Annotated in this window: 30 protein-coding genes; 13 read left to right on the top strand and 17 right to left on the bottom strand. The window is 68.9% G+C overall.

Annotation, left to right across the window (positions count from 1 at the left end; translation table 11 throughout):
* Positions 1 to 128 precede the first annotated feature (128 nt).
* Positions 129 to 629: a MarR family winged helix-turn-helix transcriptional regulator gene (locus tag AB0N89_RS28835; RefSeq protein WP_364210569.1), complete on the top strand. Its 501-nt coding sequence runs from the start codon at positions 129 to 131 to the stop codon at positions 627 to 629.
* A gap of 88 nt (positions 630 to 717) precedes the next feature.
* On the opposite strand, the gene AB0N89_RS28840 is transcribed toward AB0N89_RS28835, so the two are convergent.
* A complete protein-coding gene (locus AB0N89_RS28840) occupies positions 718 to 1131 on the bottom strand; it encodes a nuclear transport factor 2 family protein (protein WP_364210572.1) in 414 nt (137 codons plus the stop codon).
* Entirely contained in the window at positions 1128 to 1895 is a 768-nt protein-coding gene (locus AB0N89_RS28845; protein ID WP_364210575.1) for a DUF5984 family protein, read from the bottom strand. Before AB0N89_RS28845 ends, AB0N89_RS28840 begins: the two co-directional genes overlap by 4 nt.
* 185 nt (positions 1896 to 2080) lie before the next feature.
* Between AB0N89_RS28845 and AB0N89_RS28850 the strand changes: the two genes are divergently transcribed.
* Both AB0N89_RS28850 and AB0N89_RS28855 read left to right on the top strand, forming a co-directional pair.
* A complete protein-coding gene (locus tag AB0N89_RS28850) occupies positions 2081 to 2590 on the top strand; it encodes a GNAT family N-acetyltransferase (protein ID WP_364210578.1) in 510 nt (169 codons plus the stop codon).
* Between the two features lie 79 nt (positions 2591 to 2669).
* Entirely contained in the window at positions 2670 to 3326 is a 657-nt protein-coding gene (locus AB0N89_RS28855) for a nucleotidyltransferase domain-containing protein (protein ID WP_364210581.1), read from the top strand.
* A 13-nt stretch (positions 3327 to 3339) separates the two neighbouring features.
* Here the strand turns inward: AB0N89_RS28855 and AB0N89_RS28860 are convergent, their stop codons facing one another.
* Positions 3340 to 4137 carry an alpha/beta hydrolase gene (locus tag AB0N89_RS28860; RefSeq protein ID WP_364210584.1) on the bottom strand — a complete coding sequence of 266 codons (798 nt, stop codon included), beginning with the start codon at positions 4135 to 4137 and terminating at the stop codon, positions 3340 to 3342.
* Between the two features lie 150 nt (positions 4138 to 4287).
* Here AB0N89_RS28860 and AB0N89_RS28865 point away from each other — a divergent pair, with 150 nt between their 5' ends.
* A complete protein-coding gene (locus AB0N89_RS28865; RefSeq protein ID WP_364210586.1) occupies positions 4288 to 4896 on the top strand; it encodes a hypothetical protein in 609 nt (202 codons plus the stop codon).
* Here the strand turns inward: AB0N89_RS28865 and AB0N89_RS28870 are convergent.
* Positions 4871 to 5188, bottom strand: a complete 318-nt coding sequence (locus AB0N89_RS28870) for a hypothetical protein (protein ID WP_364210589.1) — start codon at positions 5186 to 5188, stop codon at positions 4871 to 4873. The two genes, AB0N89_RS28865 and AB0N89_RS28870, sit on opposite strands and share 26 nt — an antisense overlap.
* A gap of 249 nt (positions 5189 to 5437) precedes the next feature.
* On the opposite strand from AB0N89_RS28870, the gene AB0N89_RS28875 reads away from it, so the two are divergent.
* Complete coding sequence (locus AB0N89_RS28875; protein ID WP_364210592.1) at positions 5438 to 6289, top strand: PhzF family phenazine biosynthesis protein; 852 nt, start codon at positions 5438 to 5440, stop codon at positions 6287 to 6289.
* Positions 6290 to 6372: 83 nt separating this feature from the next.
* Here the strand turns inward: AB0N89_RS28875 and AB0N89_RS28880 are convergent, their stop codons facing one another.
* A complete protein-coding gene (locus tag AB0N89_RS28880; protein ID WP_364210595.1) occupies positions 6373 to 6630 on the bottom strand; it encodes a hypothetical protein in 258 nt (85 codons plus the stop codon).
* 43 nt (positions 6631 to 6673) lie between these two features.
* On the opposite strand from AB0N89_RS28880, the gene AB0N89_RS28885 reads away from it, so the two are divergent.
* Positions 6674 to 6952: a hypothetical protein gene (locus AB0N89_RS28885; protein WP_364210598.1), complete on the top strand. Its 279-nt coding sequence runs from the start codon at positions 6674 to 6676 to the stop codon at positions 6950 to 6952.
* A gap of 11 nt (positions 6953 to 6963) precedes the next feature.
* On the opposite strand, the gene AB0N89_RS28890 is transcribed toward AB0N89_RS28885, so the two are convergent.
* From AB0N89_RS28890 to AB0N89_RS28910, 5 genes are all read right to left on the bottom strand, one after another.
* The gene (locus tag AB0N89_RS28890) at positions 6964 to 8472 is read right to left on the bottom strand and encodes a cryptochrome/photolyase family protein (RefSeq protein WP_364210601.1); all 1509 of its coding nucleotides are present in this window, start codon (positions 8470 to 8472) and stop codon (positions 6964 to 6966) included.
* 21 nt (positions 8473 to 8493) lie between these two features.
* Positions 8494 to 9363 (bottom strand): MerR family transcriptional regulator, encoded by an 870-nt coding sequence (locus AB0N89_RS28895; RefSeq protein WP_364210603.1) that lies wholly within the window; start codon positions 9361 to 9363, stop codon positions 8494 to 8496.
* A 379-nt stretch (positions 9364 to 9742) separates the two neighbouring features.
* The gene (locus tag AB0N89_RS28900; RefSeq protein ID WP_364210606.1) at positions 9743 to 10177 is read right to left on the bottom strand and encodes a VOC family protein; all 435 of its coding nucleotides are present in this window, start codon (positions 10175 to 10177) and stop codon (positions 9743 to 9745) included.
* A gap of 9 nt (positions 10178 to 10186) precedes the next feature.
* Positions 10187 to 11164, bottom strand: a complete 978-nt coding sequence (locus tag AB0N89_RS28905; RefSeq protein WP_364210609.1) for an aldo/keto reductase — start codon at positions 11162 to 11164, stop codon at positions 10187 to 10189.
* 62 nt (positions 11165 to 11226) lie between these two features.
* Positions 11227 to 11784, bottom strand: a complete 558-nt coding sequence (locus AB0N89_RS28910) for an isochorismatase family cysteine hydrolase (RefSeq protein ID WP_364210611.1) — start codon at positions 11782 to 11784, stop codon at positions 11227 to 11229.
* Positions 11785 to 11856: 72 nt separating this feature from the next.
* On the opposite strand from AB0N89_RS28910, the gene AB0N89_RS28915 reads away from it, so the two are divergent.
* Positions 11857 to 13710 carry a cellulase family glycosylhydrolase gene (locus AB0N89_RS28915; protein WP_364210614.1) on the top strand — a complete coding sequence of 618 codons (1854 nt, stop codon included), beginning with the start codon at positions 11857 to 11859 and terminating at the stop codon, positions 13708 to 13710.
* A 334-nt stretch (positions 13711 to 14044) separates the two neighbouring features.
* Here AB0N89_RS28915 and AB0N89_RS28920 read toward each other — a convergent pair whose 3' ends face one another.
* Both AB0N89_RS28920 and AB0N89_RS28925 read right to left on the bottom strand, forming a co-directional pair.
* On the bottom strand, positions 14045 to 14467 hold the full coding sequence (locus AB0N89_RS28920) for a VOC family protein (protein WP_364210617.1): 423 nt from the start codon (positions 14465 to 14467) through the stop codon (positions 14045 to 14047).
* Entirely contained in the window at positions 14460 to 15041 is a 582-nt protein-coding gene (locus tag AB0N89_RS28925; protein WP_364210620.1) for a PadR family transcriptional regulator, read from the bottom strand. The genes AB0N89_RS28920 and AB0N89_RS28925 overlap by 8 nt, the downstream gene beginning before the upstream one ends.
* Positions 15042 to 15167: 126 nt before the next feature.
* On the opposite strand from AB0N89_RS28925, the gene AB0N89_RS28930 reads away from it, so the two are divergent.
* The gene (locus AB0N89_RS28930; protein ID WP_364210659.1) at positions 15168 to 15572 is read left to right on the top strand and encodes a nuclear transport factor 2 family protein; all 405 of its coding nucleotides are present in this window, start codon (positions 15168 to 15170) and stop codon (positions 15570 to 15572) included.
* On the opposite strand, the gene AB0N89_RS28935 is transcribed toward AB0N89_RS28930, so the two are convergent.
* Positions 15541 to 16209 (bottom strand): DNA alkylation repair protein, encoded by a 669-nt coding sequence (locus AB0N89_RS28935; protein WP_364210623.1) that lies wholly within the window; start codon positions 16207 to 16209, stop codon positions 15541 to 15543. The two genes, AB0N89_RS28930 and AB0N89_RS28935, sit on opposite strands and share 32 nt — an antisense overlap.
* An 89-nt stretch (positions 16210 to 16298) precedes the next feature.
* Positions 16299 to 16979 (bottom strand): RNA polymerase sigma factor ShbA, encoded by a 681-nt coding sequence (gene shbA / locus AB0N89_RS28940; protein ID WP_364210626.1) that lies wholly within the window; start codon positions 16977 to 16979, stop codon positions 16299 to 16301.
* A 220-nt stretch (positions 16980 to 17199) separates the two neighbouring features.
* Here shbA and AB0N89_RS28945 point away from each other — a divergent pair, with 220 nt between their 5' ends.
* A complete protein-coding gene (locus AB0N89_RS28945) occupies positions 17200 to 19911 on the top strand; it encodes a TIR domain-containing protein (protein ID WP_364210629.1) in 2712 nt (903 codons plus the stop codon).
* A 14-nt stretch (positions 19912 to 19925) separates the two neighbouring features.
* On the opposite strand, the gene AB0N89_RS28950 is transcribed toward AB0N89_RS28945, so the two are convergent.
* Positions 19926 to 20915, bottom strand: coding sequence for a hypothetical protein (locus AB0N89_RS28950; protein WP_364210632.1), 990 nt, complete (start codon positions 20913 to 20915; stop codon positions 19926 to 19928).
* 263 nt (positions 20916 to 21178) lie between these two features.
* Between AB0N89_RS28950 and AB0N89_RS28955 the strand changes: the two genes are divergently transcribed.
* The 3 genes from AB0N89_RS28955 to AB0N89_RS28965 all read left to right on the top strand — a co-directional run bounded on the left by AB0N89_RS28955 (position 21179) and on the right by AB0N89_RS28965 (position 23741).
* Positions 21179 to 21337 (top strand): hypothetical protein, encoded by a 159-nt coding sequence (locus tag AB0N89_RS28955; RefSeq protein ID WP_364210635.1) that lies wholly within the window; start codon positions 21179 to 21181, stop codon positions 21335 to 21337.
* A gap of 744 nt (positions 21338 to 22081) precedes the next feature.
* Positions 22082 to 22483 carry an STAS domain-containing protein gene (locus tag AB0N89_RS28960; protein WP_364210638.1) on the top strand — a complete coding sequence of 134 codons (402 nt, stop codon included), beginning with the start codon at positions 22082 to 22084 and terminating at the stop codon, positions 22481 to 22483.
* 22 nt (positions 22484 to 22505) lie between these two features.
* Complete coding sequence (locus AB0N89_RS28965; protein ID WP_364210641.1) at positions 22506 to 23741, top strand: helix-turn-helix domain-containing protein; 1236 nt, start codon at positions 22506 to 22508, stop codon at positions 23739 to 23741.
* A gap of 17 nt (positions 23742 to 23758) precedes the next feature.
* Here the strand turns inward: AB0N89_RS28965 and AB0N89_RS28970 are convergent, their stop codons facing one another.
* Positions 23759 to 24052: an STAS domain-containing protein gene (locus AB0N89_RS28970; protein ID WP_364210644.1), complete on the bottom strand. Its 294-nt coding sequence runs from the start codon at positions 24050 to 24052 to the stop codon at positions 23759 to 23761.
* A gap of 199 nt (positions 24053 to 24251) precedes the next feature.
* On the opposite strand from AB0N89_RS28970, the gene AB0N89_RS28975 reads away from it, so the two are divergent.
* On the top strand, positions 24252 to 25118 hold the full coding sequence (locus AB0N89_RS28975; protein WP_364210647.1) for a universal stress protein: 867 nt from the start codon (positions 24252 to 24254) through the stop codon (positions 25116 to 25118).
* Between the two features lie 10 nt (positions 25119 to 25128).
* On the opposite strand, the gene AB0N89_RS28980 is transcribed toward AB0N89_RS28975, so the two are convergent.
* Positions 25129 to 25488 (bottom strand): hypothetical protein, encoded by a 360-nt coding sequence (locus tag AB0N89_RS28980; protein ID WP_364210650.1) that lies wholly within the window; start codon positions 25486 to 25488, stop codon positions 25129 to 25131.
* Between the last annotated feature and the right edge of the window lie 175 nt (positions 25489 to 25663).

A 25663-nucleotide genomic window follows, 5' to 3' on the forward strand; every position in this document is an offset into this window, starting at 1 on the left:
ACGTACTATCCGGATGCGCAAGAGGTCGCCGCGGGCGGATCTCGGCGGCCTGCCCGTGAGCGACCGTTCGGACACGTAGGATCACTGCGGGGGCCCGGGCAGCGGGTGGAGCCGACAAGGAGAAGGCGATGGGTGAACCGGCGCGCACCGGCCGACGCAGGGACGACACGGCGGCAGTCACGCCCGCACCGCCCTCGGATCTGCTGGCGGCCCCCGGCTACGGCGCCCGGCGGCTCTACCAGGCCTACCTCGCCGCCTGGAACCGGCACGTGGACCCGGTCCTGACCGGCCCGCAGTTCGCGGTCCTGTCCGCGGTCCGCGCCTACCCCGGCAGCGACCAGAGCTCACTGGCGGGCGCCGTCGCGCTCGACACCTCGACGATGGCGGACCTCTGCCGCCGGCTCGAACGGCGCGGCCTGATCAAGCGCGTCGAGTCCCCGCACGACGCCCGGCGCAAACTCCTGTCCCTCACCGACGAGGGCAAAACGGTCCTGAGCCAGGTGAACCGCCGCGCCCGACGGCTGGACAAGGCACTTCTGGGCGGCGAAGGCGATGTCGACACGGCGGCGCTGCTGAACGCGCTCGGTGCCCACTGGGAGCGGATCGCGTCGGTCGACAAGCTGCGCTGACGACGGCCGGTACTCGCTCAGCGCGGCTTCGTATGGGCAGGCACGCGCCCAAGTCGCGCGAGATCGAGAGGGTAACGAGCGGCGAGAACTACGTGCCGGATCCGGGTGCGGCAGCCGGAAGGTCCATGATGCCGGTGGCCTGCGACCAGGCACAACGCCACGTGCCGTCGACAGTGATGTAGACGTCGGTGTGCCAGGCCTCGTGCCGCGGGATGTCCGCGCCGTCGACGGTGAGTTCGATGACGCACTGGTAGCGGAGGACGACGACGTCGGTGCCGACGATGGCGTCCACCTCGCTGGTCAGCTCCAGTTCCCGGTAGGCGACCCGCCCGCTGGTGAGGAGATCCAGGTATTCGGACTTCGTCCACACGGCGCCGGTCGGGTTGCACAACCGGTACTCCGCGGCGTGCAAGCGTTCGTAGGTGTCGCGGTCCACGTCGAGGAGACACCGGATCCGATCCTGCTCGGCCTTGATCACTCGGCCGGCCACGTCGTCGGTCATACCCGCTCCTGGTCACTCGTCCGGTTTCGGTGGGCGACGGATGACGGCTTCCGCGTAGGTGTCGGGAAGATGCGCGCGATGCCTTCGCGAACGGCTGCCCAGTCCGTCGCGGGCACGTGCTGCAGTGTGACGGCGAGGGATCGTGAGCGCTGCTGGTGTTCGTGGCGGAGCTGGTCGAGGTCGAGCCGGATGTCCGGAGCCAGCCCGCGGGTCTCGATCTCGGTGATACGCCTGTCCATCGCCTCGATCAGTTCCCGGTCGAACTCCTCCACTGCTTGCAGGAACAACTCGGTGGGGACGCTTGCCCGTCCTTGCCTTGGCACCGCGCAGTCAAGTCCGTGCTCGGCGGTGTGCCGCCAGTCGACGGTGATCATGTCCCGGTCGGCGATCGACCGCCACCAGACGATGTCTGGCGAGGCTGAGAGGTAACCGGTGTACAGGAAGTGGCTGCTGTACCAGTCGAGAGCTGTCTCATCGTCCTCCGCGGCCGCATCGCACCAGGCGTCTTGATCGCCGGTCAGGTGGTCGACGAGGTCCGCGGGCACCGGTTCCAGCACAGACGGCAGCATTTCCTGGACGTCCTCCCACAGCCGGACGACGTAGTGGTCGAGCCCCTCAACGGCGTTCGACGGGTGCCGGAACAGCTTGTGCCCGTCCACCTCGATCCAGTACCAGCCGTCCGTCAAAGCGAACCAGTGCAGACCGCGCTCACCCCAGGGCTCCACCTCGGCCAGCGGCCTCAACCGGAAATGAAAACGGATCACCGTCGCAGTGTGCTCATTGCCTTGCACTGCTGTCGAGCACTTTGCCGGCGCTCTACGACGCGGCGGGCTGGTCGGCGACCGTGTTATTTCGGGTGCGTCGCGCGCTGATCCGTGGCAGGTTCGCCTCCGTGCCGGACGAGCATCAAGCAACGACAGGGAAACGACCGAAGCCGGATGTTCATATCGTGCGTCTGACGGGCCCGGTGCTCGACTCGCTCGCTCGCGGTGATCTGGCCGGAGCAACCGCGACCAGCCCGGTGCCGCTGACCGCCTACCTGACCGGATCGGACCGGCGTGGGCTGTGGCAGCGGCGCAGCAGGCAAGTCGCGGCGGATCCCCACAGCGCTGCCTGGGTCACCGGCATAATCTGGGATCGGCAACACCTGTCGGCCGTCGGAACAGCCGGCTACCACGGGCCTCCCGACACTTCGGGAATGGTGGAGATCGGCTACGCCGTCGACCCGTCCTACCGTCGACGCGGCTACGCGCGAGCGGCGCTGGAGTCGTTGCTGGCACGGGCCGCCAAAGAGCCGCAAGTGCACACCGTCCGGGTCACGATCGGCCCCGACAACAACGCCTCTTACCGGTTGGCGTCACAGTACGGCTTCGTCAAGGTCGGCGAACAATGGGACGAGGAGGACGGACTGGAGATCATCTACGAAGTCCCGGCGGATCACCGGCAGGGCGGCCTCTAGGGTCGGTCGCATGTTTTCGATCGCGCAGAGAACGGCGGTCCGGGACACTCTTCTGTCCTGGGCACGTGATGATGCCGAGGTGAGTGCGGCGGCGCTGGTCGGCTCCGCCGCGACAGGACGTGAGGACGCGTGGTCGGATATCGGGTCCGAGGCGGAGCCCGGCGAGGTCAGCGCACGCTGGACCGCCCAGCTCTATGCCGAGTACGACGTGGCCCACCATCTCGATGTCATGGCCCGAGGTGTCCTTTATCGGGTTTTCCTCTTGACCAGTTCGTTGCAGATCGACATTTCGTTCTGGCCGGACGATCGGTTCCGGGCGACCGAGCCGGGATTCGAGCTTGTGTTCGGGAAGGCGAACACGCCGACGAGCCCGGCGGGCCCCGACCCTGATCACCTCGCGGGGATGGGCTGGCTGTACGGGGTGCACGCGCGCTCCGCGATCGCTCGGGGTCGCCGATGGCAGGCGATGCTGATGCTCGACGGTGTGCGTGACCAGATCATCGCGCTGGCCTGTGTCCGCTCCGGCCTCAACCCGCACCATGGCCGGGACGCCGACAAGCTCCCGTCCGAACTGCTCGACGAGCTGGCGCGGGCACGCGCCCGCACGACGGACGACCGCGAACTGCGCCGGGCCAACGAGGAGTCCATCGAAGCGCTTCTCGGGGAAATCGCCCGCCACGACGAGACGCTGGCGCAGCGCCTCGCGCTACCGGCCGAAGCTTTCGTCCGCCCCTGACAGCCCGATCGGCTCAGGCCGCGCGGCCGACCTCGGAGACCAGTTCCCGTACCGTCGCCAGGGTTTCGTCGGGATGGTCGAGGTGCACGCTGTGCGTCGCCCCCGGCCAGCACTCGACCCGCCCGCCGAACGCGGCGGCGAAACGCTCGTGGGAGCGCCGCATCGCGGTGTCCGGCTTGCGGTCGGCGGTCACCACGACAGCGGGCAACCGAGGCAGGGCGGCGCCCCGCACCTCCTTCGACAGCGCCGTGATGCCGCGGACCGCACGCCCCAGCGTCGGGAGGTCGGCGTCCGCCGTCCGCACGAACGCGGCTTCGCAGTCCGGCCGGAGATCCTGACGTCGCGCGGCTCTGAGAACGGCGGCTTTGACGACCCGCGGAAACACGTGACGCAGCACGGGAACGGTCGAAAGCTTGCCGAGCACACCCACCGCGCGTTCCAGACCGGCGCACGTCCGGGGATCGTCGATGGGCGTCGGGTCGAGCAGGACCAGGCCGGCGACCTTCTCGGGGTGCTCGCGGGCGAGCAATACGGCCACGGCGCCGCCGAGACTCTGCCCGACCACCACGACCGGGCCGCAGTCCAGGCTGTCGATGAGCGCGCTCAGGTGGGACGCGGCGTCCGCCAGCGCGCCGTCGTCCGTCGCGGTGCCGGTGCCCGGCCGGTCGTGCACGATCACCCGGCAGCCCGGGTCGGCGACGAGACCTTCGACCAGACCGGGAAAGAAGCCGTCACAGGATTCGGCACCACCGGGCAGCAGCAGGACCGCCTGCCCAGACTCGCCGTGGACCCGGACTCCGCCGTTTTCCATCCGCGCTCCTCGTCTTGTCGATCATTCAGCGTAGCGCGGGCTTGTCCCCCGCGAGAGCTACGCGGAGGTGTCCACCGCGTGGTGACGATTCCCGGCCGCCGAATCCGTAGCGTCGCCGCGTGAATCGTTCTCTCATCCCAGGAGTTCACCATGTCCCGTAAGGCATCCGCTCTGATCGCGCTGTGCTGCGCCGTGGCAGGCGCCGCGCTGTCGGGCTGCGACGAAGCCACGGAACCGGAGTCCGGATCGCCCGCGAGCGGCAGCCCGGCGGCCGAGCGTGCCGCGTTCACCGGAACGCGGAAGATCAAGGTCGGCGAGCGTTCGGTGAACGTGTCCTGCACGGGGAATCCGGTCGGGGGACGGCCTGTCGTCGTTCTGCTGCACGGCGGAGGCTCCAGCGACCAGCCCGACGGGCCGCAGAGTTTCGAGACCACCGGGAAGATCCTGACCGGGGTGCTCGACCGGATCGCCGGGGGCAAGCCGGTCGTGCTGGCCGGGCACTGGCTCGGCGGGCTGATCGCCGCCGGGTACTCCCCCAGCGCCTGCCGACGTCGACACGCCGGGCACCGGGACCGCTTCCGACGACGGCACGATCGACGTGAACCCGGTGGACGTTTCCGTCACCTGTGGCGAATCGGGGTCCTTGGTGCCCGGTTCACGGCCGCACGACGTCAGCGCCACGACCAGGAGGAGCCCGGCCGCGAAAATCCCGGCCCTGTTCGTGCGCGTCATGTCATTTCCCTGGGGCGGAGATGGTGATGTCCCGCCCGGCGACCTGACGGGTTCCTTTGACGGACACGTTCCCGCCGATGGCCACCGCTCCCGAGTCCCGCACCTGAACACCGGGGTGACCGGTCGCTTTCATCCGCTCGACCAGTTCAGAAAGCGAGGCCGCGAAATCGGCGTCGGCACTCAGGATCTCGTCGAGATGATCTTCGACTGCGCCCTGCAGTCGCTTGTTGTCCGGCTGCTCCGCGAGGCGGTCCAGCGCTCCCGACGCCTGCGCGAAGTCCTTCCTTGACTCCTTGGTCGACGACCTCGCTCGCGACACCGGCCAAATGTCGGCCATAACTGATCAAGAACGACGTGATCGCCGCCGCGGAAACCGCGTCCATGCCACCCTCCCGAACCCCTCTGGCATATCCGGTACGCCGTTCAGCGTACTCATTTCGGGGAATTGGGGACAGCTGCACGGAACCGTCTCCGAAATGACATCCGAATGGCAAAGTTCCGGCCGAATTCGGTGATTCTTTTTCCGGCTTCCACGAAAGGATGAACGAATTTCGATAGTGTTCGTGACATGAGACATGACACCGCGTCCGTGATCCTTGTCCGCGCCTGCCTGCGGGGGAACGCGGGCGGCAGCCCGACCGCGGTGGTACTGGAGGACGCGCCGCTGACCGACGACCAGCGGCGTGAGGTCCCCGCCGCTCAAGGCACCTCGCACGCCGTCTTCGTCCGCCTGCCGGGCGACGGTCCGATCGACCTGCGGTTCTTCACGTCGGCGGGAGAGCTGCCCGCCTGCGGTCACGGCACGATCGCCGCCTTGGCCGCCCTCGCCGGCGGCCGGCGGCGTTTCGAAACCACGCTCCGGACCGGCGACCGTGTCTTCGAAGGCTGGTGCGAACCGAACGGGAGGTCGTCCGAGGCAGCGTTCGACCCCGGTCCGGTCAAGCACCGGGAGCCGGACGCCGCCGAGCGCTCGCTGGTGTCGGCCGCACTGGGGTTCGAGCCGGAGCTGCGCGTCGCCGGGATCGGCCGGGAACGCGTCCTGGCGTCCGTGCCCGACCGCGCCACGCTGGCGGCCCTGACGCCGGACATGGACCGTCTGCGCGACGCGTGTGACCGCTCCGGCCTTCTCGGCGTCTACGTGTACTCCCGGCCGTCGGTGGAAGGGTCGCTCGCGGCGCGGATGTTCGCGCCGTCCATCGGCGTCCCGGAGGACATCGCCAACGCCAACAGCACCGCGTGCCTCGCCGCGTATCTCGGGACGGCGATCAGCGTGGACATGGGCGACAGTCTGGGCAGCCCGGCCACCATCACGGCGACGGGCCGCGGCGGCGAAGTCCGGGCAGGCGGCCGCTCACTCATCGAAGCCGAATTCCCCCTGCACGCTTTTCCCTTTCACGGAAAGGAATCCGGAAAACCGTAAGATCTCCGAAAGGTCGGAACCCGCGCCGGGAACACGCCGTCGGATCGCCCATTCAGATCCGCACGGAAGGTGAATCCGATGAGCTATCCAGACCAGCAGAACACTCCGGCGGGGCCGGCGACCGTGAAGCCCGGCCTCGCCGTCGGGATCTTGATCGCCGTGATCGTCTTGGTCGCTTTCTGCATCACCGGTTTCGCCACTCCCGGATTCCTGCTCGGCAAAGGCGGCAGCACCCCTCCGCCCGCACCGTGGTCCAGCCCGGTGCCGACTTCGGCACCCACGAGCAGCGAGGAAAGCCCCACCAGCACGACGATCAGCCGGGCGACGCGGCCGAGGGTCACCGTGACGAGGCGTGCGCCGCGAACGCCGGAGAAGGGAGTTCAGGTGATCACGGACTTCCTCGGCAAGATCGCCGGGGCCGACAAGGCGGGGGCGATCGCCTTGGCCTGCGAAGAGCAGAAGAGATTCATGGACGACAAGATCGATTCCCTTCTCCCGCTCGGTTCCCGCGTCGCGATCACCAGGACCAGCGGGACTTCCAAATTCGTTCTGGCGGACGTCGCCGGAACGGTCGAAAACCGGTCCGCCAAGGGAACCGTGATCGCTGATCGCCTGGACGACGGGAGCTTCTGCCTCACGACCTTCAGCATCCGCGACGCCTGACGCCGCGCCGGTCAGAACTGCGTTCGCCGGCTTTCCCTCGCCACGACATCGGGAAGGTCGGCCAGGCGGCCCAGGCCGTTCAACGGCTGCCGCATCCGCGGATTGGCCCGCAGCCGATCCGCGTTGCGGTCGAGGAAAGCCCAATAACCCGCGGTGAACGGGCAGGCGTCCGCGCCCACTCGTTTCTTCGGGTTGTAGGTGCAGCCACCACAGTGGTCACTCATCCGGTTGATGTACGCGCCACCCGCCGCGTACGGCTTCGTGCCGACGACTCCCCCGTCCGCGTACTGGCTCATCCCGATCACGTTGGCGGGCATGACCCACGGGAATCCGTCGACGAACGCGGTGGCGAACCAGGCGGTGAGCCCGGCCGGGTCGTAGCCGCGCTGCAGCGCGTGGTTGCCCAGCACCATGAGCCGCTCGATGTGGTGGGCGTAGCCGCGGTCCCGCACGCCGGCGAGGGCGGTGCGGAGGCAGGCCGCCTCGACCGCGTCGGCGTCGAGTTCCCGCCACCACCGGGGCAGCTTCCGGTGGGCGTGGAGTTCGTTCCTCTTCAGGTACTCCGGCCCTAGATGCCAGTAGAGGTGCCAGATCCACTCCCGCCAGCCCAGGATCTGCCGGACGAACCCTTCGACACTGGCCAGCGGCGCGGTGCCGGACAGATACCGTTCCTCGGCCCGCCGGACGACGTCGAGCGGGTCGAGCAGGCCGAGGTTCAGCGGCACCGACAGCAGTGCGTGCGACATCGACCAGTCGGCGCCGAGCATGGCGTCCTGATGGGGACCGAACGTCGCGAGCCGATGGTCCAGGAACCGGTCCAGCGCCTCCTCCGCTTCGCCCTGGCTGACGGCGAAACGGCGTGGGCCGTCGACACCGACGGGATGGATCTCGCCGTCCTGTTCCGCCTTGTCGAGGTCGGCGCGCACCTGATCGTCCACGTCGTCCTCGGACGGGAACCAGGGTGCGGGAACAGGCAGCGTCGACCGGCCCGGTGGCGGACGGCGGTTGTCGTGGTCGAAGTTCCATTTCCCGTCCGCCGGGCCGCCGTCCGGGTCGAGCAGGACGCCGAACCGGCGGCGTTGATCGCGGTAGAAGTCCTCCATCACGAACCGCTGCCGTTCCTTCGCCCAGGTCGCGAAGTCCTCTTTGGACCGGACGAATCCGGGTGTCGGAAGCACTTCGGTGACCAGACCTTGCTCTCGCAGACGCCGCACGAGGGTCTCGGCGGCGTGCGAACCGGGTTCGTGCACCACGACCGGCCGCCCGAACCGGCGCAGTCCCTCCGCGTAGGTCGGCGCGTCGACGATCCGGGCTCGGTCGCCGAGATCCGCTGCGAGCCGCCGGATCCCCGCCTCGACCAGGTGGATCTTCTGCCGGTGGAACGGGCGGCGCGCGAAAGCCGCGGCCGAGCGGATCAGCAGGACCTCACGGTCCCGGTTCCCGTCCGTGCCGTGGAAGTGCGGTCCCAGCTGATCACCGAACAGCCACAGCGGATCGGGATTGCTCTTGTTTCGATTCATTATCGACGCGATGCTAGGGCTTCAGGCCTTCAGCCGCTCGGCGGCGAGGTCCATCGCCTCGGCCAGGTCGTTCACCCAGGGCGCACCGCGCACGTTGAGCCCCTCCCAGCCAGGACCCGCGACGGCGACCTCGAAACCGCGGCGCTGAAGGCGCTGGCGCAGCAGGTTGTCGACGGTCGCCGGGGACATCGACCACAGCACGACCAGCACCGGATCGAGCTTGGCGACCATCCCGGCCGTGGTCTCCGCCGGCACCATGTGCCCGAGATAGACGGCGGGGATGCCGACCTCCGCCATCGACGCGCGCAAGACCTCGACGGGCAGGCTGTGGCGTTCCTCGGGACAGCACGCGATGAGCACGCGCCGATCCGACGGCGTGTAGGCGAACCGGGCGACATAACGCTGGAGCGCGTAGGAGACTTCGCTGGTGAGCGCCCACTCGGACTCGAAGCACACGTCGCCCCGGCTCCAGCGGAGGCCGAGGTCGCGCAGGATCGGCAACAGGATCTCGGTCCACGTCCTCGCCGCGCCCATGGTGTCGAGCGTTTCGTCCAGCAGAGCCGCGATGACCGGGAAGTCGAGATCCTCCGCGGCCCGCTCGATCTCGCCGAGCCGCTGGTCGAGGGAGATCTCGGGAACCACATCGTCCATGCCGGAGAACACGGCGGCCGCCGCCTCGCGCGGCCGGATGCCGCGATCGATCAGCCGCCGCATGTACTGGAGCTTGCGGACGTCGTCGTCGGAGTACCGGCGATGACGCCCGTCGGGCCGCAGCGAGGGACCGACGCCATAGCGCGCCGCCCAGGTCCGGAGCGTCACCGGCGAGATGCCCAGTTCCTCGGCGACCATGCCCGGGGTCCAAGACCCCGCGCTCACCTCATCGACGTCCATCGACACCTCACGAATTCAGGTGTAGTCCTCCCTGCGCGGGCGCACACCGCGGCCAGCTTACGAGATCACGTCTCGTTCCGACCGCCGCGACGACGCCGCCGCGCGTGTCTTCCCACGACGACCCGCCTGGCCCGCGAGTGCGGTTGAGTTCCCGGCGGCGCCTCGGATCGACCGGGAGGGGGCCGGCTTCCGCCGGGCGCCGCCGGGCTCACGGAACCCGGCGCGAGGGGGAGGGTGGCCGGGCCCGCAGGGTGACGAAACGGCACGTCACCCACGTTTTCCAGGTGGTCGTTCGCGCTTCGTGAGCGATCCACGACGATACACGAATTGTGCAACGGTTGCGAATCGATCCTGCGAATGGCGGTCAGCCGAAAGAGTGTCAGTCGAGGCAGAACTCGTTGCCTTCGATATCCCTCATATTGATGCACGACTCGTTTTCCTCGTCGGCCAGCAGAACCCGATCACGGACCGCGCCGAGCGCGACCAGCCGGGCGCACTCGGCCTCGAGAGCGGCGAGGCGTTCTTCTCCCACGAGCCCGGTGCCGACCCGAACGTCGAGATGGACCCGGTTCTTGGCGACCTTGCCTTCGGGAACACGCTGGAAGTACATCCGCGGCCCCGCTCCCGTGGGATCACCGCACACGAACCCCGCGTCCTGCTTCTCGGGCGGGAGCGAACGGGTGTAGTCGTCCCAGGTGGCGAACCCCTCCGGTGGCGGCGGCACGACATAACCGAGCACCTCGCACCAGAAACGGGCGACACGCTCGGGTTGCGCGCAATCGAAAGTGATCTGGACCTGTTTGACCGACGTCATCGAGCCACCCTAATCGTTGTCCGAACTGATCAAGCCCGCCACGCGCAAAGCGCCCCACAGCCGCGCGGGCACCTCCACGGCGAAGGATTCCGCGTTGCGCCGCGCCTCCTCGGCGGACCGCATCCCCACCGCGATCCCGGCGACGGCCGGATGCCGGAGCGGGAAGGCCATGGCCGCCTGCGGAAGTGTCACGCCGTGTGCCTCGCACACGTCGGCGATCTCGTTCGCCCGCCGCACGACATCCGCTGTCGCGGCCTCGTAATCGAAACGCGCTCCCTCGGCCGGGCGCGGCACGGCGAGCAGCCCGGAGTTGAAGATCGACGCCGCGATGACCGAGACGCCGCGTTCCTCGCACGCGGGCAGGAAAGTGTCGAGCGCGCTGTGGTCGAGCAACGTGTGGCGGCCGGACTGCATGACCACGTCGACGTCGGTCTCCCGCACGAGGGTGGTCAGCATGGCCGTGTCGTACATGCCCGCGCCTATCGCGCCGACGACGCCTTCGGAGCGCAGTTCCGCCAAGGCCGGGTATCCCTCGCGCAGCGCGTCGTCGAAGTATTCCTCGGCGTCGTGCAGATACACGACGTCGATCCGGTCCAGCCCCATCCGCTCCAGCGAATCCTCGACGCTGCGCCTGATGCCGTCACGGGTGAAGTCGCGGACACGGCGATGCGTCGCGGGGACGTGGAAACCGGCCGGATCGCTCTTCCCGTCCGGGTCCTGCGGCACCAGCAGACGGCCGACCTTCGTCGACAAGGCGTAGGAATCGCGCGGCCGCGAACGCAGGAATTCGCCGATCCGGCGTTCGGAGTGCCCGATGCCGTAATGCGGCGACGTGTCGTAGTACCGGATCCCGGCGTCCCAGGCGGCGGCCAGCGCCCCCGCCGCCGTCTCGTCGTCCAGTGGCGCGAACAGCCCGCCGAGCGGGCCGCCGCCGAACCCCAGCCGTGTCACCTCGACGTCGGTGCGCCCGAGTCGCCGCGTCTCCATCCCCGCCCCCTTGATCGCTCACCGTGCACGGTGCCACATCGGGGGCGGATCCCGCCTGGCATTTATCGAGGACTCCCGGAGGGCCAGTCCTCACAGGACACGACCTCGAAACCCCGGCTCGGAAAGACCCTGTCCAGGAGGAAGTCGTGTATCGCCTCGTCGCCGTCGGCGCAGCCGTCGCGCAACACGGTCACGTGATAGCCGCGGTCCGCCGCGTCGTAGGCCGTCGCGGTCACCATCGCGCTGGTCGCGACCCCGGCGATCGCGACGGTGTCGACTCCCCGCGCGCGGAGCACCAGATCGAGATCCGTGCCCGCGAACGCGCTGGCACGGCGTTTCAGCACGATCACGTCCTCGCCGGCGACCGGCAGATCGATCCCGGTTCCGGCCGAGCCTTCGTGGAAGGTGTCACCGGACTCGTGGAACGTCTTGAACAACGCGTTCCCCGGAGGCAGGTCGGCGCCGTTGCCCCGCAACGCGAAGTGCACGAACACGACGAGCGTGCCTGCCGCGCGGGCACGGGGCAGCAGTGCCGTGAGCGGCGGCAGGACTTGCTTGGCGAACGGGTAGTTTCCCGTGATGCCTCGCTGGAGGTCGCCGATGATCAACGCGATGGTCATGACGGGAAGCTACCAACAGGTGAACCCGATCGTCCGTATACAACCGGCCGTGCGACTGGTTAGCTCCGGCGTGTGACGATCAAGAGTGTGCTGCTCGCGGTGCTGGTGACCGTCGGCGTCGTGGTTCCCCCTCCCCCGCTCGCGGCCGCCGAAGCCGCGGCGGATCCGGCGGGCTGGGTCGCGCCGCTCAGCACGCGCGGCCGCTACATCGTCGACGCGGCGGGCGACCGGTTCAAGCTCAAGGCCGCCAACTGGCACGGCGCGAGCGGCACGTGGAACGGCTCGGGCGACGTGAACGATCCGAACTCGCACCACGCGGGCGAGATCGCCTACCAGACGCCGCTCGGGCTGGACCGGGTCTCGATCGACACCGTCATCGACGGGCTGGCACAGCTGGGCCTCAACAGTGTCCGGCTTCCCTTCTCCAACGCCATGATCCACGACAGCGCACCGGTTCCCGCCCTCCCGGCGAACCCGGAGCTGCGCGGCCTGACCCCGCTGCAGGTCTACGACCGTGTCGTCACGCGGCTGACCGCTCGCGGGTTCGCGGTGATCCTCAACAATCACACGACCACCTCGCGCTGGTGCTGCGGTCTCGACGGCAACGAGCGCTGGAACACCGCGCAGACCGAGCAGCAATGGCAGGACGACTGGCTGTTCATGGCCCGCCGCTACGCCGCGAACAAGCGGGTGGTCGGCGCCGACCTGTACAACGAGGTCCGCCGCAACGTCTTCGACGATCCCAACTGGGGCTGGGGCAACGGCACCGACTGGCAGCGCGCGAGCCAGCGGGTGGCCGATCGCCTCCAGACGGAGGCCAATCCGGACCTGCTGCTCATCGTCGAAGGCATCAACTGGACCGGACTGCCCGTGGACGGCCTCCCCCACGGCAGGCCCACCCTGGAACCCGCCCGCACGCTGTCGCATACGCTTGTGGACTCCGGGAAACTGGTCTACGCCGCGCATTTCTACGGCTACACCGGTCCGAACCATTCCGGGGCGACCGGCACCGGCGAGACCCACGATCCGCGCTACCGGGACCTGTCCCCGCAGGAACTCCGCGATGTCCTTTACCGGCAAGCGTTCTTCGTCTCCGCGGAGACCGGCAAGCATTACACCGCGCCACTCTGGATCAGCGAGTTCGGCGAAGGCCGCAATACCACCGACGCGGCGAGCCGGGCCTGGTTCGAGAACTTCGTCGGCTACCTCGCCGAGAACGACACCGATTTCGCCTACTGGCCCGCCGTCGGTTTCCACGACGGCAGCGAGAGCAACGGATGGTCGTTGCTCTCGTGGGACACCGCGGGCCGGCGCGTCGACGTTCTCGACGGCACCGACTGGCGTGGCCCTGCTTGGCGACGGCTGGTGGACTCGCCGTCCCGCACCGGGCGGATCCCGGCGGCCGAGCGCTGGTCGATGCTCAATCTCGACTACGCCGATTTCCAGGCCTCCCGCAAGGTCCGCGCGACGGCGGACTGGAATCCGGGCGCGCGCAAGGGTGCCTGTCCCGACGGCCAGCGGCTCACCGGCCTCGCCCATACCGGCAACCGGGGTCTGTGCACCGGCACGCTCGCCGTCCCGGCGGGATACTCCGTGGTCCGCGGCGAGACCTATGTGGACACCGACTGGGCGTCCGGGTACACGAAGGTCCAATGCCCGCCCGACCACGCCGCCGTCGGCTACAGCGTCCAGGGCGCGGCGTTCTCCGCCCTGCTGTGCGGCAAGTCCGCCACCCCGCTGGGCCGCGCCGGCCGGACGGTCTGGTTCGACCGCGGCGACAACCGCCCGTCCGGATCTCCCGGCGGTGACTTCGCCTCGGGCCACTACAAGGGGCAATGCGCTCCGGGCGAGTACGTCGCCGGTGTCGCGTACACCGGCCGCGTCGGCTCGAATCGCACTCCCGACGCGCTGCTTTGCCGCTCCTGAGAACGAGGTCGTGAATGGCCATTCGGGTTCTGTTGAGGGGTAAGGCAAATGCGGTGTGCCCGCCGCTCTCGCGCCTGCCGGGGCTTCGGGTGTCGCGAAAGCCACTTTCGCAACGTTGAAGGTTGCGAAAGTGGCTTTCGCAACGCTTCCGGACCTCCGCCGACCCCGACCTGAGAGGAAGGGGACTTTCGGCTCGCGTGATGAGGAGAAAGTCCCCTTCACCCTGCCCGTCCCCTCCAAGCCCACTGTCCGTGAAGGCCTCCTTGAGGGACCCAGGTTCCCTCAAGGAGGCCTTCACGGACTTGGCCCCGACGCGGTGCGCCCGGCGGGGTCCTCAGGCGACGAAAATGCAGAACGGGTGCCCCGAGGGATCCGCGTAGACGCGCAGGGGTTCCTCGGGATCTTCGCTGCGGTCCAACCGGAGCCGCCCGCCGAGTTCGAGGACGCGGGCGTGCTGCGCCTCGAGTTCCTCGACCGAGTCCACGGTCAGGTCCAGGTGCAGTTGCTGAGGCACCGGCTCGGGGTCCGGCCAGCTCGCCTCATCCAGCCTGTCGACCTGCTGGAAGGCGAGCTGCGCCCCGCCGTCCGGATTCCGCAGCACCAGCCAGTCCTTGTCCTCGGCGCCCGGCCGAGGCGGTTCGTCACCCGGACGGTAGTTCCACACCAGCAGACGCCGGTAGAACTCCGCGAGGGCGCGGGCGTCGGTGCAGTCCAGCACCACCTGACGGAAAACCGGGCCTTTCTCCTTCTCAGCCAAGCCGTTCACCTCCGAAACCCGCGGCCTCACGCCGGTCGAGCACCGCGAGAACCTGTTCGCACCAACGGATGTTCTCCTGTTCGAACGCGATCCCGCGGGCGAGGGTCAGATACGGCCCGACCCGGGGCGCGGTCGCGAGGAACTCCGCCTCGCCGGACTCGCCGAGCAGGCGGTCCCGGAGGCGTTCGAAACGTTTGAGCTTCGTCTCGGCGGCGGCCATCCTGTCCGCGACGGCGTGCTGGATCCGCTCGTCGTCGCCCGCCTCGACGGCCTGGATCTGCACCAGCAGTTCGTCGCGGATCGCGGTCGGCTTCGGTGCTCGCGTGGTGAACTCGGCGAGTTCGGCGGCGCCGGCGTCGGTCAAGGAGAAGAGCCGTTTGTTCGGACGTCGCTCCTGTTCGACGATCCGGGCGGCCACCAGGCCCCGCGACTCCATCTTGTCGAGTTCCCGGTAGAGCTGCTGAGGGGTCGCGGTCCAGAAGTTGGCGACCGACGCGTTGAAGCCCTTCGCCAGGTCGTAGCCCGAGGACTCGCCGTCCAGGAGCATCGCGAGGATCGCGTTCCGCAACGCCATGACGCGATGATAAGGGTCGACCCCGATTAGTCGCAAAGTTGAATAGTCACTTTGATGGACAGCAGCCCCGGTGATCGCCTAGGCTCGCCGATGTCTACTCAACAAGTTGACTATGAGGAGATCGTCATGCCCACGTTCCGTCAGGCAGTCGAAGCGAAGGACGCCGCCGCGATCGAGGCGATGCTCGCCGACGACGTGGTCTTCACCAGCCCGGTGGCTTTCAAGCCCTACCGGGGAAAGGCGATCACCGCGGCGATCCTGCGCGGCGTCCTGCGCGTGTTCGAGGACTTCCGCTACGTCCGCGAGATCCACGACGGCGCGCACCACGTGTACGAGTTCGAAGCCACGGTCGACGGGCTGGAAATCAACGGCTGCGACCTCTTGACCTTCGACGCCGACGGCAAGATCACCGACTTCAAGGTGATGGTCCGGCCGCTGCGGGCGGCGGAAGCCCTCGCGGCGCGCATGGGCGCTCAGTTCGAGGAGATCCAGGCGGACGCTACGCGTGCTGCCGCCGCACCATCTCGCTGATCCAGACGGGCGCGAACGGGGACGTGCAGTTCGGCGGCGTCGGGTAGTCCTTGAGCACTTCGAGGCGCTCCCCGATGCCGATCGCGCGCGCACGGTGCCCGGCGTGGTCGATCCCGATCTGCGCCAGGCAATGGTTCATCGCCCACTGCAGCCGATCCGGCGCGGTCTTCATCTCCGCCTCGATGACATCGAGCAGCCGGGTGAGGTCCAGGCCCTCGGGCTTCTTCGCCACCCGTTCGGTGGTCAGCGCCCAGCCCGCGCTCGCGACCACGGGATCCGGATCCTCGGACCAGGCCAGGCGGAGCTCCTCGGCGTACGGGTTCTTCTTGACCACGTAGTTCACGAGCCAGTCGTGCACCTTCGGGGTCCGCGCCTCGCGCACCATGCGGTCCAGGTCGTCACGCCCGAACGCCTTCGGACGGCAGATCAGGAGCGCGAGCAGCTTCGCCGCGGTGTCGTCCGTTTCCCAAAGCTCCGACGCGAGCTCCTGCTGGGTCTTCAACCGCTTCGCGAGCGCGCGCAGCTTGCCGAGATTGACCCCGTGGTCGTCGCCGTGTTTCTCGTTCACCTGGCGTGCGCGCGGATCCTCGAGCGCGGCCAGTTCGGCCATCACCTCGGCCGTCGTCGTCCCGGTCACTTCGGCCTCCCGCCCACCGCGTGTGGCGTTCAGCCTACGAGCCCTGTGGCTGCCGGGACCGGCCTGGGGCGTCCCGGTCCTGGAGCGACTCAGAACTCGCCGTCCTCCTCTTTCATCAGTTCACGGAGCTTCATCAGCCCGCGATGCTGCTTGACCCGCACGTTGCCCGGTGTCAGGCCGACCGCGGCCGCGGTCTCGGTGGCCGTCAACCCGACGACGACCCGCAGGGTCAGCACCTCCCGTTGCGACCTCGGCAGCTTGGCGACGAGCCTGCCGAGACGCGCGCCGAGGTCGACGTCGAGCACGTGGTTCTCCGGTTCGTTGCGGACCGATCCGGCCTCGGGGAGTTCTGCCACGGGGTCGGATCGGTCGCGGGACACCACGCGGAAGGCGTCGGCGACCTTGTTGGCCGCGATGGCCCGCACGAGGTAGAGGAAGGACCCGCCTCGATCTTCGTAGACCGGCAGCATTTTGAACACCGCGAGGCACACTTCCTGCGCGACGTCGTCGGCGGACAGGTAGGAAAGGTCGCGGCCGCCCATCCGTGCACGGCAGTACCGCACCAGCATCGGCTTCACGACGGCCAGCAACGCGTGGACCGCGTCCGGGTCACCGGTCTTCGCCGCCAGGACAAGGGGATCGAGTACGTCCTTGGTCAGCCGCCCCGACGGGCGCGACACGGTCTCCAAAGTGCTGTAGCCCTCGACTTCATCGCCGACCGGGACGGCCGTGCCGGTCCTCTCGTTCGCGGTGTCAGTGGCGGTTCCCATGTTCTCTCTCCCGGGCGTCACGGTCTGAATGCCCGATAATCGAGGAGTGCGGCGCCGATGTTGCGACCTGAGGTTTCTTGTCCTGGTTTTGTCAGTGAATCCGGAGGAACACCGGGCAGAACAAGGACAGTTTTCGGTTCGGCGTGATCGTCCGTAGCGAAATCGTTTCCCGGCACGACCTTGCGCGGGCATACCGGCCCGACCTCTGGGGAGAGCGAAGATGACGGATCCCGACCCTGGCTTGCCCGACGTCCACGACACCGATCGTTTCGACGTCTTCCTGTGTTTCAGCCGGGCCGATCCCGACGGCACGACGCGGATGGCCGAGATCGACGCGGCGTTGCGCGATGCGGGCCTCCGTGTCTTCCGGGACACCGTCACCGGCGAGTTCTCGCCGGTCCCCCGCGAACTCGCCGACGCGATCGCCTGTTCACGCGTCGTGCTCGTCTACTACTCACGCGCCCTTCTGGAGGGTCATGTCTGTCAATGGGCGCTGACCGCGGCCTTCGCCGCCGCGAGCCGTCACGGCGATCCGGCGACGCGCGTTCTCGTCGTCGACCCGGAACCCGGCGACGGACACATCTCCCCTGCGGAACTGGCTGACGCGGAGTTCTTCACCGGGCCCGTCACCCCTCGAACCTTGCCCACACTGGTCGGGCGAGTCCGACGCAAGGTGGCCGACGCGGCGCACCCCCTCGGAACAGGCGGCGGGGAACCACCACTGCCGCGCTCGGCCGGAAGGTACCGGGAACTCTGGGCGGTCCACGACGGCTTGCGTACCCGATCGGTCCTGATGGTGCGCGGACCGCGGGGCGTGGGCAAGACCGCCCTGGCGGGGCAGTACGCCTGTCTCTTCCACGAAGCCTTCGGCGGCGGTGTCCTGCGGTTGGGCCCGTTCGGGCATCACGCGCCCGAAGAGATGCTTCCCCAGTTCCATCTCGCGTTGAGCCGCGTGGCCGGCGACCTGCTGAGTGCGGACATGTCCGGAATGGACTTCGATCGGCTGCGTCTTCACGTCGCCGAGAGAATCCGCGCCACGGGGAAGCGGACCCTCGTCCTCGTCGACGACGTTCCGGCCGGGCTCCCTCCGAACATCCTCGACCAGCTGCTGCTCCCCGCTCCCGAAGTGTCGACGGTGATCACGAGCAGGACGGGGCGTTCTCCGTGGGATGTCGCGACCCTGGATCTCACCGGGTTGACTCCGGGCGAAGGGCTCCGGTTGTTCGGCGAGCACCGCGCACCACGGGAGGACACCGAACGGCAAGCGATACTGCGGTACATCGATCGCTGCGGCGGACATCCGATCACCGTGCGCGCCACGGCGTCGGCGGCCCGGCACTGGCCGGGACCACTCGACGACCTCGCGTTCGCCACTTCCCCGGACACCGCGCCGCACGCGATCCAGGACATCCTCGCGGGCCTCGGCCGCACCGCGTCCGACGTCGTCCGGCTGGGCGGCCTGCTGGCCCCGGTCCCCTTCCCGTTCGGGTACGCCCGTGACGTCCTGGGACTCGCCGTCGAACAGGATTTCACGGAAGCGGTCGACGAGCTGGCCGCGCGGGGAGTCGCCTCGCGCGGGGACGGAGGGCTGCGACTGCAGCCGCTCGTGGCGGAGGCAGCCGGGGCCCAGGCGGGCGACCTGCCCGATTCCGCGGCGAAAGCCCTGCTGCGTCTTCTTTCCGATGACAGGATCGAGTGCCGGGACTTCCTCCTCCAGCATGCTCGCGCGCTCGCGGAACGCACCTCCGCGAGGTACCGGATCCAGCTGCTGCGTCCGATCGCGACCGCTCACGAAGAACACCGGGATCCGTTGGCGGCGGGTGAGATCCACGCCCTGATCCTGGCCACCGAGGGCGCGGCGAGTACCGACTTCGCCGCGGCGGCCCGGGTCGAGATCGCCTGCGGGCTCTATCCGGAGGCGATCGGGCACGCGCGGCACGCGCTGCTCCTGGCACGCACCGACGCCGAGCGATACACGGCCAGGCTGGTCGCGGCGCGGGCCTTCGACTGCCAGGGAGACTACGACGCCGGTGATCGGACGTTCTGGCACGAATACGCTCGCCAGGTCCAGGGTGAAGATCGGTTTCCCGTGGTCGTGGCCGACGCGCAGGCGTCACGGCTCCGCGGACGCCCTCGGGACGCCTTGGCGTCGCTCGAAACGATCCTGCCGGAGCTGCGCGAAGATCTCCTGCTGCCGGCTCTCCTGGAATACGCGCGTGCCTTGCTGCTCGAAGACCATCCGCGACAGGCAGGCCGAATGGCAGCGGAAGTGGCCGCGGCCTTTCACAAGACCGGCAGGGATCGGCATTTCCGGTGCGCCGAAGCCGAATTGCTGCGGGCGGAGGCGACGGTCACGCTGGATCTGCGAAACCTCCGCCCGGACCGCTCCGATCGAGAGCGGTTCGCCGCGGACCTCCGCGAACTGGAAAGCGCGTACGGGAAACGGCACGGCCCGGAGAGTGCCCTGACCTTGACCGTCGCGGCCATGGCCGGTCGCGTCCTGCTGGCGCTCGCCCAGCCCGACCGGGCCTTGCGTGCGCTGAGCGAGACCGAGCGAACCGTTCTCCTCGTGTTCGGCGGCGAGCATCCGTTGCGGTACCGGATCAGGCACGGCATGGCACTGGCCCATGGGCAGTTGCGCGAGTTCCGCCGTCAGGCCGATCTCCTCGAGGACATCCTCGGGCCGCAGATCCGGCTACTCGGCTCGGCCCATCCGGAGACCTTGGAAAGCAGGCTCGACCTCGGGCTCGCACTGGCCTTCGGCGAGCGCGACACGCACGCCACGGAACGGGTCGACAGCGCCGCGGACGCCATCCTCGCGACCCACGGCATCGCGACCGAACTGTCGGCCAAGGCGATCGCGGCGAAACGGGCGATCCGGCTCCCCCAGCCCTTCGACTCCGCGCCGTTCACGGCACGGACGGTCACGTGAAGACCGGACGACTCTCAGTTCGCCGAGCCGCGCGGGCCGGGTTCCGATGGCTTCCACCGCACCCCGTAGGCGAAACCCGGTTCCAGACCGCGGAACTGGACGTGGATTTCTCCGGAGGCGTCCGCTGTCAGGGAAAACCCTCGCGCGGCCTCGTCACTCACGTCGCCCTGGAAGACCCGATCCAACTGCACGACGTCGCTCGGGATCGGCTGGGCGAACCGGACGTGCAGATCGAACAGATCGACCGGATGCCGAGGGACACAGACGAAGTGCGGGTGCCGGAATTCCGCCCTGAATCGCATGGCGACTTCGTGCTTGCCGTGCCGGCCGAGTGGTTCGGGCAACCGTAACCCCAGCCCGACTCGATCGGTGGACTCCATCGCCCGGCTGGTCAACAGGCCACCGTGGAACACGTCGACCCGGAGATCGTCGGTGCCGATGACTTCGCCTCGATAGACCGAGTCGGTCAGCGTCAGGGCCAGATCCAGTTCGGTGATGTCGTCGGCGTCGGCGACGATCCGGCGGAATTCGAAGACCTCCGGAATCGGCTGATCGAGCGCCAGCGTCACACGCAGCTCCTCGGTATGCCATCTCCTGCTGGGACGGCAGGCTTCGACCTCGTCGGACTCGCTTGTGGACGCCACGGCGATCTCGGCGAGCCGGTCCAGGCCCTCGTCGATCCGCCTGCGCGCGGTCCGGGCGTCACGATCGAGATGTCCGGCCAGCCAGCGCACCCGATCCTGATAGAACGGTTTCACCGCCTCCGGGTGCAGTCCCAGCGCGGCCAGCACGGCGGTGCGCAGATCGTCGGGCAGCGAACGCGTCCACTCCGACAGACAGTCGGTCAGTCTCCGCCGGATCGCCGCGTTTTCGTCGTTCTCGGCCGTACCGCAAACCGCGCGCAGCGCGGGGCCTGCTCGTTCAGCGAGCTGAGGCGCCGCGATTCCTCTGCCCCGCCGGAGTTGCTTCAATTCGCCGGCCAGGTCCACTGCGCTGACAGTCACCAGTCCTCCCCTAGTGGTTCGAGCACGGTCGTCAATAGTCGTCAGCCCGACCGTCCGTGTCCAGCCGAGCGAGGCCGTATATCGACGATCGTTATTTTGGGTTCTCCTTTCCCTCTCATACGGGAAACAGGAAACTCCTTGTCGCCCCCGGACCGGCGACGCATTCTTGGTGAGCCGCCGCAATTCGCGGCGAATAACACCCCAACCAGCGGTTTTCCCGCGTTGTCGAGTGCTGCCCTGGCATGCGCACCGAAGGAGTCGGAATGAAGGTCGAGTGCTCGCTCTCGCTGCTCTTACGGCTGGCTTTCTGGCTGTGGATGGTCGCGCTCGTCATCGGAGTGGCGCTCGGCTGCACGCAGGGGACCGCGCCCGCGACCCCGGGAAGACCCGTGGTCGCCACGCACGGAAAGGAGGTGGACTGACCATGCAGACCCACGCCATCGGCCTGATCCTGGCCCTGCTCGGCCTCGTGTTCGGCTGAGGACACGGACGATCGAAGACGATGAAAAGCACCCGCGTTCGCCGGCCGGGTCCGCGGACCCGGCCGGCGAACGCTGCCGGAACACCGTCCACCTCGCCATACTGATCCTCCGACGAGGATGGAGCCGGTGACCGAGAAAGCCACATTCGGAGCCGAACTGACGCGTCGCCGCAAAGCGGCGGCCCTTTCCTCACCGAGCTCGCCGCTCGCACCCACTACATCAAGGGTTGTCTCGGCAAGTTCGAGACCGGGCTTTCCGCGCCCAATCCCGCACTCGCCGCGTTGTGCGAAGCGGAACTCGGTGCAGAAGGACAGCTGGTCCCGCAGCTGCCTGGCAACCCCTCGCGGCGGAGGACACGGCCGGATGTCAGGCCGTCCGGCGGTGTCTGGGTCGTGGCCGGGATGGCCGGGGCGGCAAGACCGAACTCGCGGTCCGGTGCGCGTCGGCTGGAACCCGGATTCGCCGTACCGGTCCCGGCCTCGCGGCCACAGTCTTCTCCTGGTGCTCGACAACGCGGTCAGCGCGGACCCGTGACCGGCCGCACCGCTCTCAATCGGCGAGACGGGCCGCGAGACTGCTACGGTTGTCCCGTCGCGGTTCAGACACCAGCCGCCGGGTCCCTTCTCACGGGTCCGGCATGTCCACCGGGCAGTAGCCGGTCCCTCGTACCGGCAAGGAGTCAACTTGACCGACTACCGCGCTCCCGCTTCCGATCCGCCCCGTCCAGCGCGGAGATTCGTGTCCCCGCTCGACATCTCGGTCACCACGTCCAGCGCCGACACCGTGGTCACCGTGTCCGGTGAGATCGATCTGGCCGTCTCGGACGGCCTGCGACAGGCCATGGACGACGAGCTCCGCTTCACTCCGGCGGCGCTGATCGCGGACCTGTCCGCGGTCACGTTCTGCGATTCATCCGGTTTCACGGCTCTTGTCCAGATCCGCGCGAAGGCCGAGAAGTCGGACGTCCCGTTCATCCTGGTCACCCAGGAGCGGGCTTTGCTGCGCCCGATGTCGCTGCTCGGTCTCGACGCCGTCTTCATCGTGCACCCGACCCTCGATTCGGCACGCGACGCGCTCACTCGCTGACCAGCTGTCATGATGGGCGGTTGTGACGGGTGACAAGGATCCGGGGTTCCGCATCGGCGGACGTCCACTGGCGGAACGGCTGACCGAAGTCCTGCCTTCGCTCACGAAGACGGTCTTGGCCGAAATCGTCTCCCGGATCCCGGAGTACGGCCTGCTGCCCGCCGAGGAGCTCAGCGGCGACATCACCCACGTCATCGAGCAGAACCTGCGATCGTTCATCGACACCCTGCGCACCGGCGCCACGCCGTCGCAGGAGGAGCTCGACTTCCTCCGCGAATCGGCCGCCCGGCGCGCGGAAGAGGGTATCCCGATCGACATCGTGCTCACCGCGTACCACATCGGGATCCAGGTGGTCTGGGCGTCGGTGACGCCGGACGCGCGCCCGGAGGAGGTCGCCGACGTCCTCGCCGTCAACGCGCTGACCTTGCGATACCTCGAAGTCGTCACGCCCGCGGTCGGCGGGGGATACCTCGACGAACGCCGGACGATGTTCGACGACGAACGTTCGGCGCGGCACACGGTGCTCGCCGCCCTGCTCGACGGCGATCCGGCGGACGTCGCGGCGGGACAGGCCGGTCTGCGCCTTCCGCCGTGCTACATCGTCCTCGCGGCGTCGGTCGGTGCGCATCCGGACGAAGAGGACAACGGCGTCGACCCGCTGATCGCCGGCCGCCGGAAGCTCCGGCGGCTGCGGGTCGAACTGGAGCGGCAGATCCGGGGCACGGTCCTGACCTCGCTCACCCCCGAGGGTGGCATCGCCCTGCTGCCGCACGAAACCGCGGCCGACGAACTGTCCACACGCGACTGGGCACGACTGGAGCGGGTCCTCGCCGACGTCGCGCGCACGGCGGGCGCGGAGGTCATCGCCGGGACCGCCGCGGCCGATCCGGCCGGCGTGCCCGCCGCGGCGCGGCTGGCGCAGGACGTGCTCGCGGTCGCCACCGGATCCGGGCGGCCGCCGGGGCTGTACCGGCTCGACGACGTCCTGCTCGAATACCAGCTTTCGCGCCCCGGACCGGCCCTGGACCGGCTGGCCACCAGGCTGGCGCCGTTGGAGGGCAACGAGGAACTCCTCCAGACTCTGGAGACCTTCCTGCGACGGGGCGGGCGACGTCAGACGGCCGCCGACCTGCACGTCCATCCCAACACCGTCGACTACCGGCTGCGCCGGATCGCCGATCTCACCGGGCTGGACCCCACCCGGCTCGAACACATCGCCCTGCTGAACGCGGCGCTCGCGGCCCGTCGCCGGTTGTGACGCGTCACCAAAGACGTCTACAGCGAGTGAAGACCCGCGCCGTCGTAGAGGTCGAGCATCCGCCGGGCGGAACGGCATTCGCCGGGGAAGACGAACAGCAGCGTGCCCGTGTCGTCGGCGAGCAGCTGCGCCCGTTCGAGCACCCGGATGCCCGTCACGCCGAAGAAATCGAGATCGGACAGGTTGACGATCAACGTGACGCCGTGACCGTGGAGCCGCTGGTTCAGCATGTCCCAGAACCGGGGCGCGGTACCGAGGTCGACCTCGCCGTTCGCCGTGATGACGGCGGTCCCCTTGGTCGGCCTGCTCACGTGCAGTCGCAGACGTCCCCGCGGTTCTTCCGGCGCCCGTGATTCCAGGGGCACCGACAAAGCGCGCTTCGTGTCAAGCGCGCGAGGCGTCGACAGGGAAGTCATACCTGGAAGTACCCAGGTCCGGGGGCACACGAAACTCCGGTGGCTTGAAGACACCGGAAAGCGGGTATCACCGGCGAGTCGGAGGTGATGCCCCATGTCCGCTGAACGAACCCGCCCGGGACCGGTCGTGACCGGCTTCGACGGATCGCCCGAGGCCCGCCGCGCTGTGCGCTGGGCGGCCGCCGAAGCGAAGGCGCGCGGCCTGGGCCTGGTCCTCGCGTGCTGCATCCGCGAAGCGGCCGAGGCGCGGCCCGCCGAACAACAGCTCGCCTCGGCGGCGGAAGCACTGAACCGCGACGATCCCGGCCTCGAAGTCGGCACGCTCGTCCGCGACGGGACTCCGGAGGAGGTACTGACCGCGGTCGCCGACGAGACGGACGCGGCGATGATCGTGCTGGGCGAATCGCATACCGGCATGTTCACCCGGGCCGTCACCGGCTCGACGGAATCCGGCGTGACCAGGACCGCCGGCCGTCCCGTCGTGGTCGTCCGCGGGGAGCAGCCACCCCCGGACGGGCCGGTGATCCTCGGCACCGACGGCTCCGAGCAGAGCGCGCAGGCGGCCGGTTTCGCGTTCGACTTCGCGGCGCGGCACGGGCTCGCCGTGCACGCGGTTCACGTCGCCCGCATGCCGATCTGGGGTCCCGCGAGCGAACCGCTGCTCGGCGGCCCGGTCCTGGACCCGTCCCCGGGTCTTCCCCAGGAGGTCGCCGACGAACTCGTCGCCCGGCAGCTCAAGCCGTGGCAGGAGCGCTACCCGGACGTCGCCGTGGAGATGGTGCACGGGGTCGGGCCCGCCGCGCAGGCGTTGACCGTGCAGTCCAGCGAGGCCGCGCTGCTGGTGGTCGGCCGGAGCGACCACGGTGATCTCCGGCGCCTCCTGCTGGGGTCGATCAGCGACGACGCGCTGCACCACGCGCACTGCCCGGTGGCAGTGGTCCGCGCTCAACCGGTCGGCTGACCGCGGCGGGTCACGAAGAGGTGAGCTCTCCGAGCACCCGCTGCGAAGCGCGCAGTTCGGTGGCCATCACCAGACTGTTCGCTTGGGCCTGGGCGAGCGCGTGACCGACGTCGGCGACCTTGTCCCAGGCCTCCCCCGCCGTGTCGCCCGCGCCGATCCGGCCCGCCAGCAGGTTCTCTTCGAGCTGCCCTTGCAGACTCGGCAGGACGTGGGCGAGGTCGCCGGCGAGCTGCTGCAACGCCCCGATGGTCCGGCTGAGATCGGCGGGCGAGACGGATTCGCCTGCCCGTAGGCGGCTGAACAAGTGGCGCACGACCGAACCGGCCTGTGCGGCCAGCAGGTACGGCGGCACCTTCGCGTTGGGTCTCATGGCCCTCGAATACCCAGGCCACGACCTGCGAAAACCAAGCGCGCCGTAGTAGCCGCGGCAGGTGCCGTGAGGGCGGGTGAGGTGTCGGTCGGGGTGGTCGTGAGTGGCGATTCGGGTTAGAACACGAAATACCCAAACACAACCCCCCGGGCGCCCCCCCGACACAAAGCAACCC

Origin of the sequence: Amycolatopsis sp. NPDC089917, assembly GCF_040684635.1 — a bacterium.
In the GTDB taxonomy this organism is placed as follows: Bacteria; Actinomycetota; Actinomycetes; order Mycobacteriales; family Pseudonocardiaceae; genus Amycolatopsis.

Coding starts and splice junctions, on each gene's coding strand:
- AB0N89_RS28835 (WP_364210569.1), top strand. CDS start 129: ATGGGTGAACCGGCGCGCACCGGCCGACGCAGGGACGACACGGCGGCA.
- AB0N89_RS28840 (WP_364210572.1), bottom strand. CDS start 1,131: ATGACCGACGACGTGGCCGGCCGAGTGATCAAGGCCGAGCAGGATCGG.
- AB0N89_RS28860 (WP_364210584.1), bottom strand. CDS start 4,137: ATGGAAAACGGCGGAGTCCGGGTCCACGGCGAGTCTGGGCAGGCGGTC.
- AB0N89_RS28865 (WP_364210586.1), top strand. CDS start 4,288: ATGTCCCGTAAGGCATCCGCTCTGATCGCGCTGTGCTGCGCCGTGGCA.
- AB0N89_RS28875 (WP_364210592.1), top strand. CDS start 5,438: ATGAGACATGACACCGCGTCCGTGATCCTTGTCCGCGCCTGCCTGCGG.
- AB0N89_RS28890 (WP_364210601.1), bottom strand. CDS start 8,472: ATGAATCGAAACAAGAGCAATCCCGATCCGCTGTGGCTGTTCGGTGAT.
- AB0N89_RS28895 (WP_364210603.1), bottom strand. CDS start 9,363: ATGGACGTCGATGAGGTGAGCGCGGGGTCTTGGACCCCGGGCATGGTC.
- AB0N89_RS28900 (WP_364210606.1), bottom strand. CDS start 10,177: ATGACGTCGGTCAAACAGGTCCAGATCACTTTCGATTGCGCGCAACCC.
- AB0N89_RS28905 (WP_364210609.1), bottom strand. CDS start 11,164: ATGGAGACGCGGCGACTCGGGCGCACCGACGTCGAGGTGACACGGCTG.
- AB0N89_RS28910 (WP_364210611.1), bottom strand. CDS start 11,784: ATGACCATCGCGTTGATCATCGGCGACCTCCAGCGAGGCATCACGGGA.
- AB0N89_RS28925 (WP_364210620.1), bottom strand. CDS start 15,041: ATGGCGTTGCGGAACGCGATCCTCGCGATGCTCCTGGACGGCGAGTCC.
- AB0N89_RS28930 (WP_364210659.1), top strand. CDS start 15,168: ATGCCCACGTTCCGTCAGGCAGTCGAAGCGAAGGACGCCGCCGCGATC.
- shbA (WP_364210626.1), bottom strand. CDS start 16,979: ATGGGAACCGCCACTGACACCGCGAACGAGAGGACCGGCACGGCCGTC.
- AB0N89_RS28945 (WP_364210629.1), top strand. CDS start 17,200: ATGACGGATCCCGACCCTGGCTTGCCCGACGTCCACGACACCGATCGT.
- AB0N89_RS28955 (WP_364210635.1), top strand. CDS start 21,179: ATGAAGGTCGAGTGCTCGCTCTCGCTGCTCTTACGGCTGGCTTTCTGG.
- AB0N89_RS28975 (WP_364210647.1), top strand. CDS start 24,252: ATGTCCGCTGAACGAACCCGCCCGGGACCGGTCGTGACCGGCTTCGAC.
- AB0N89_RS28980 (WP_364210650.1), bottom strand. CDS start 25,488: ATGAGACCCAACGCGAAGGTGCCGCCGTACCTGCTGGCCGCACAGGCC.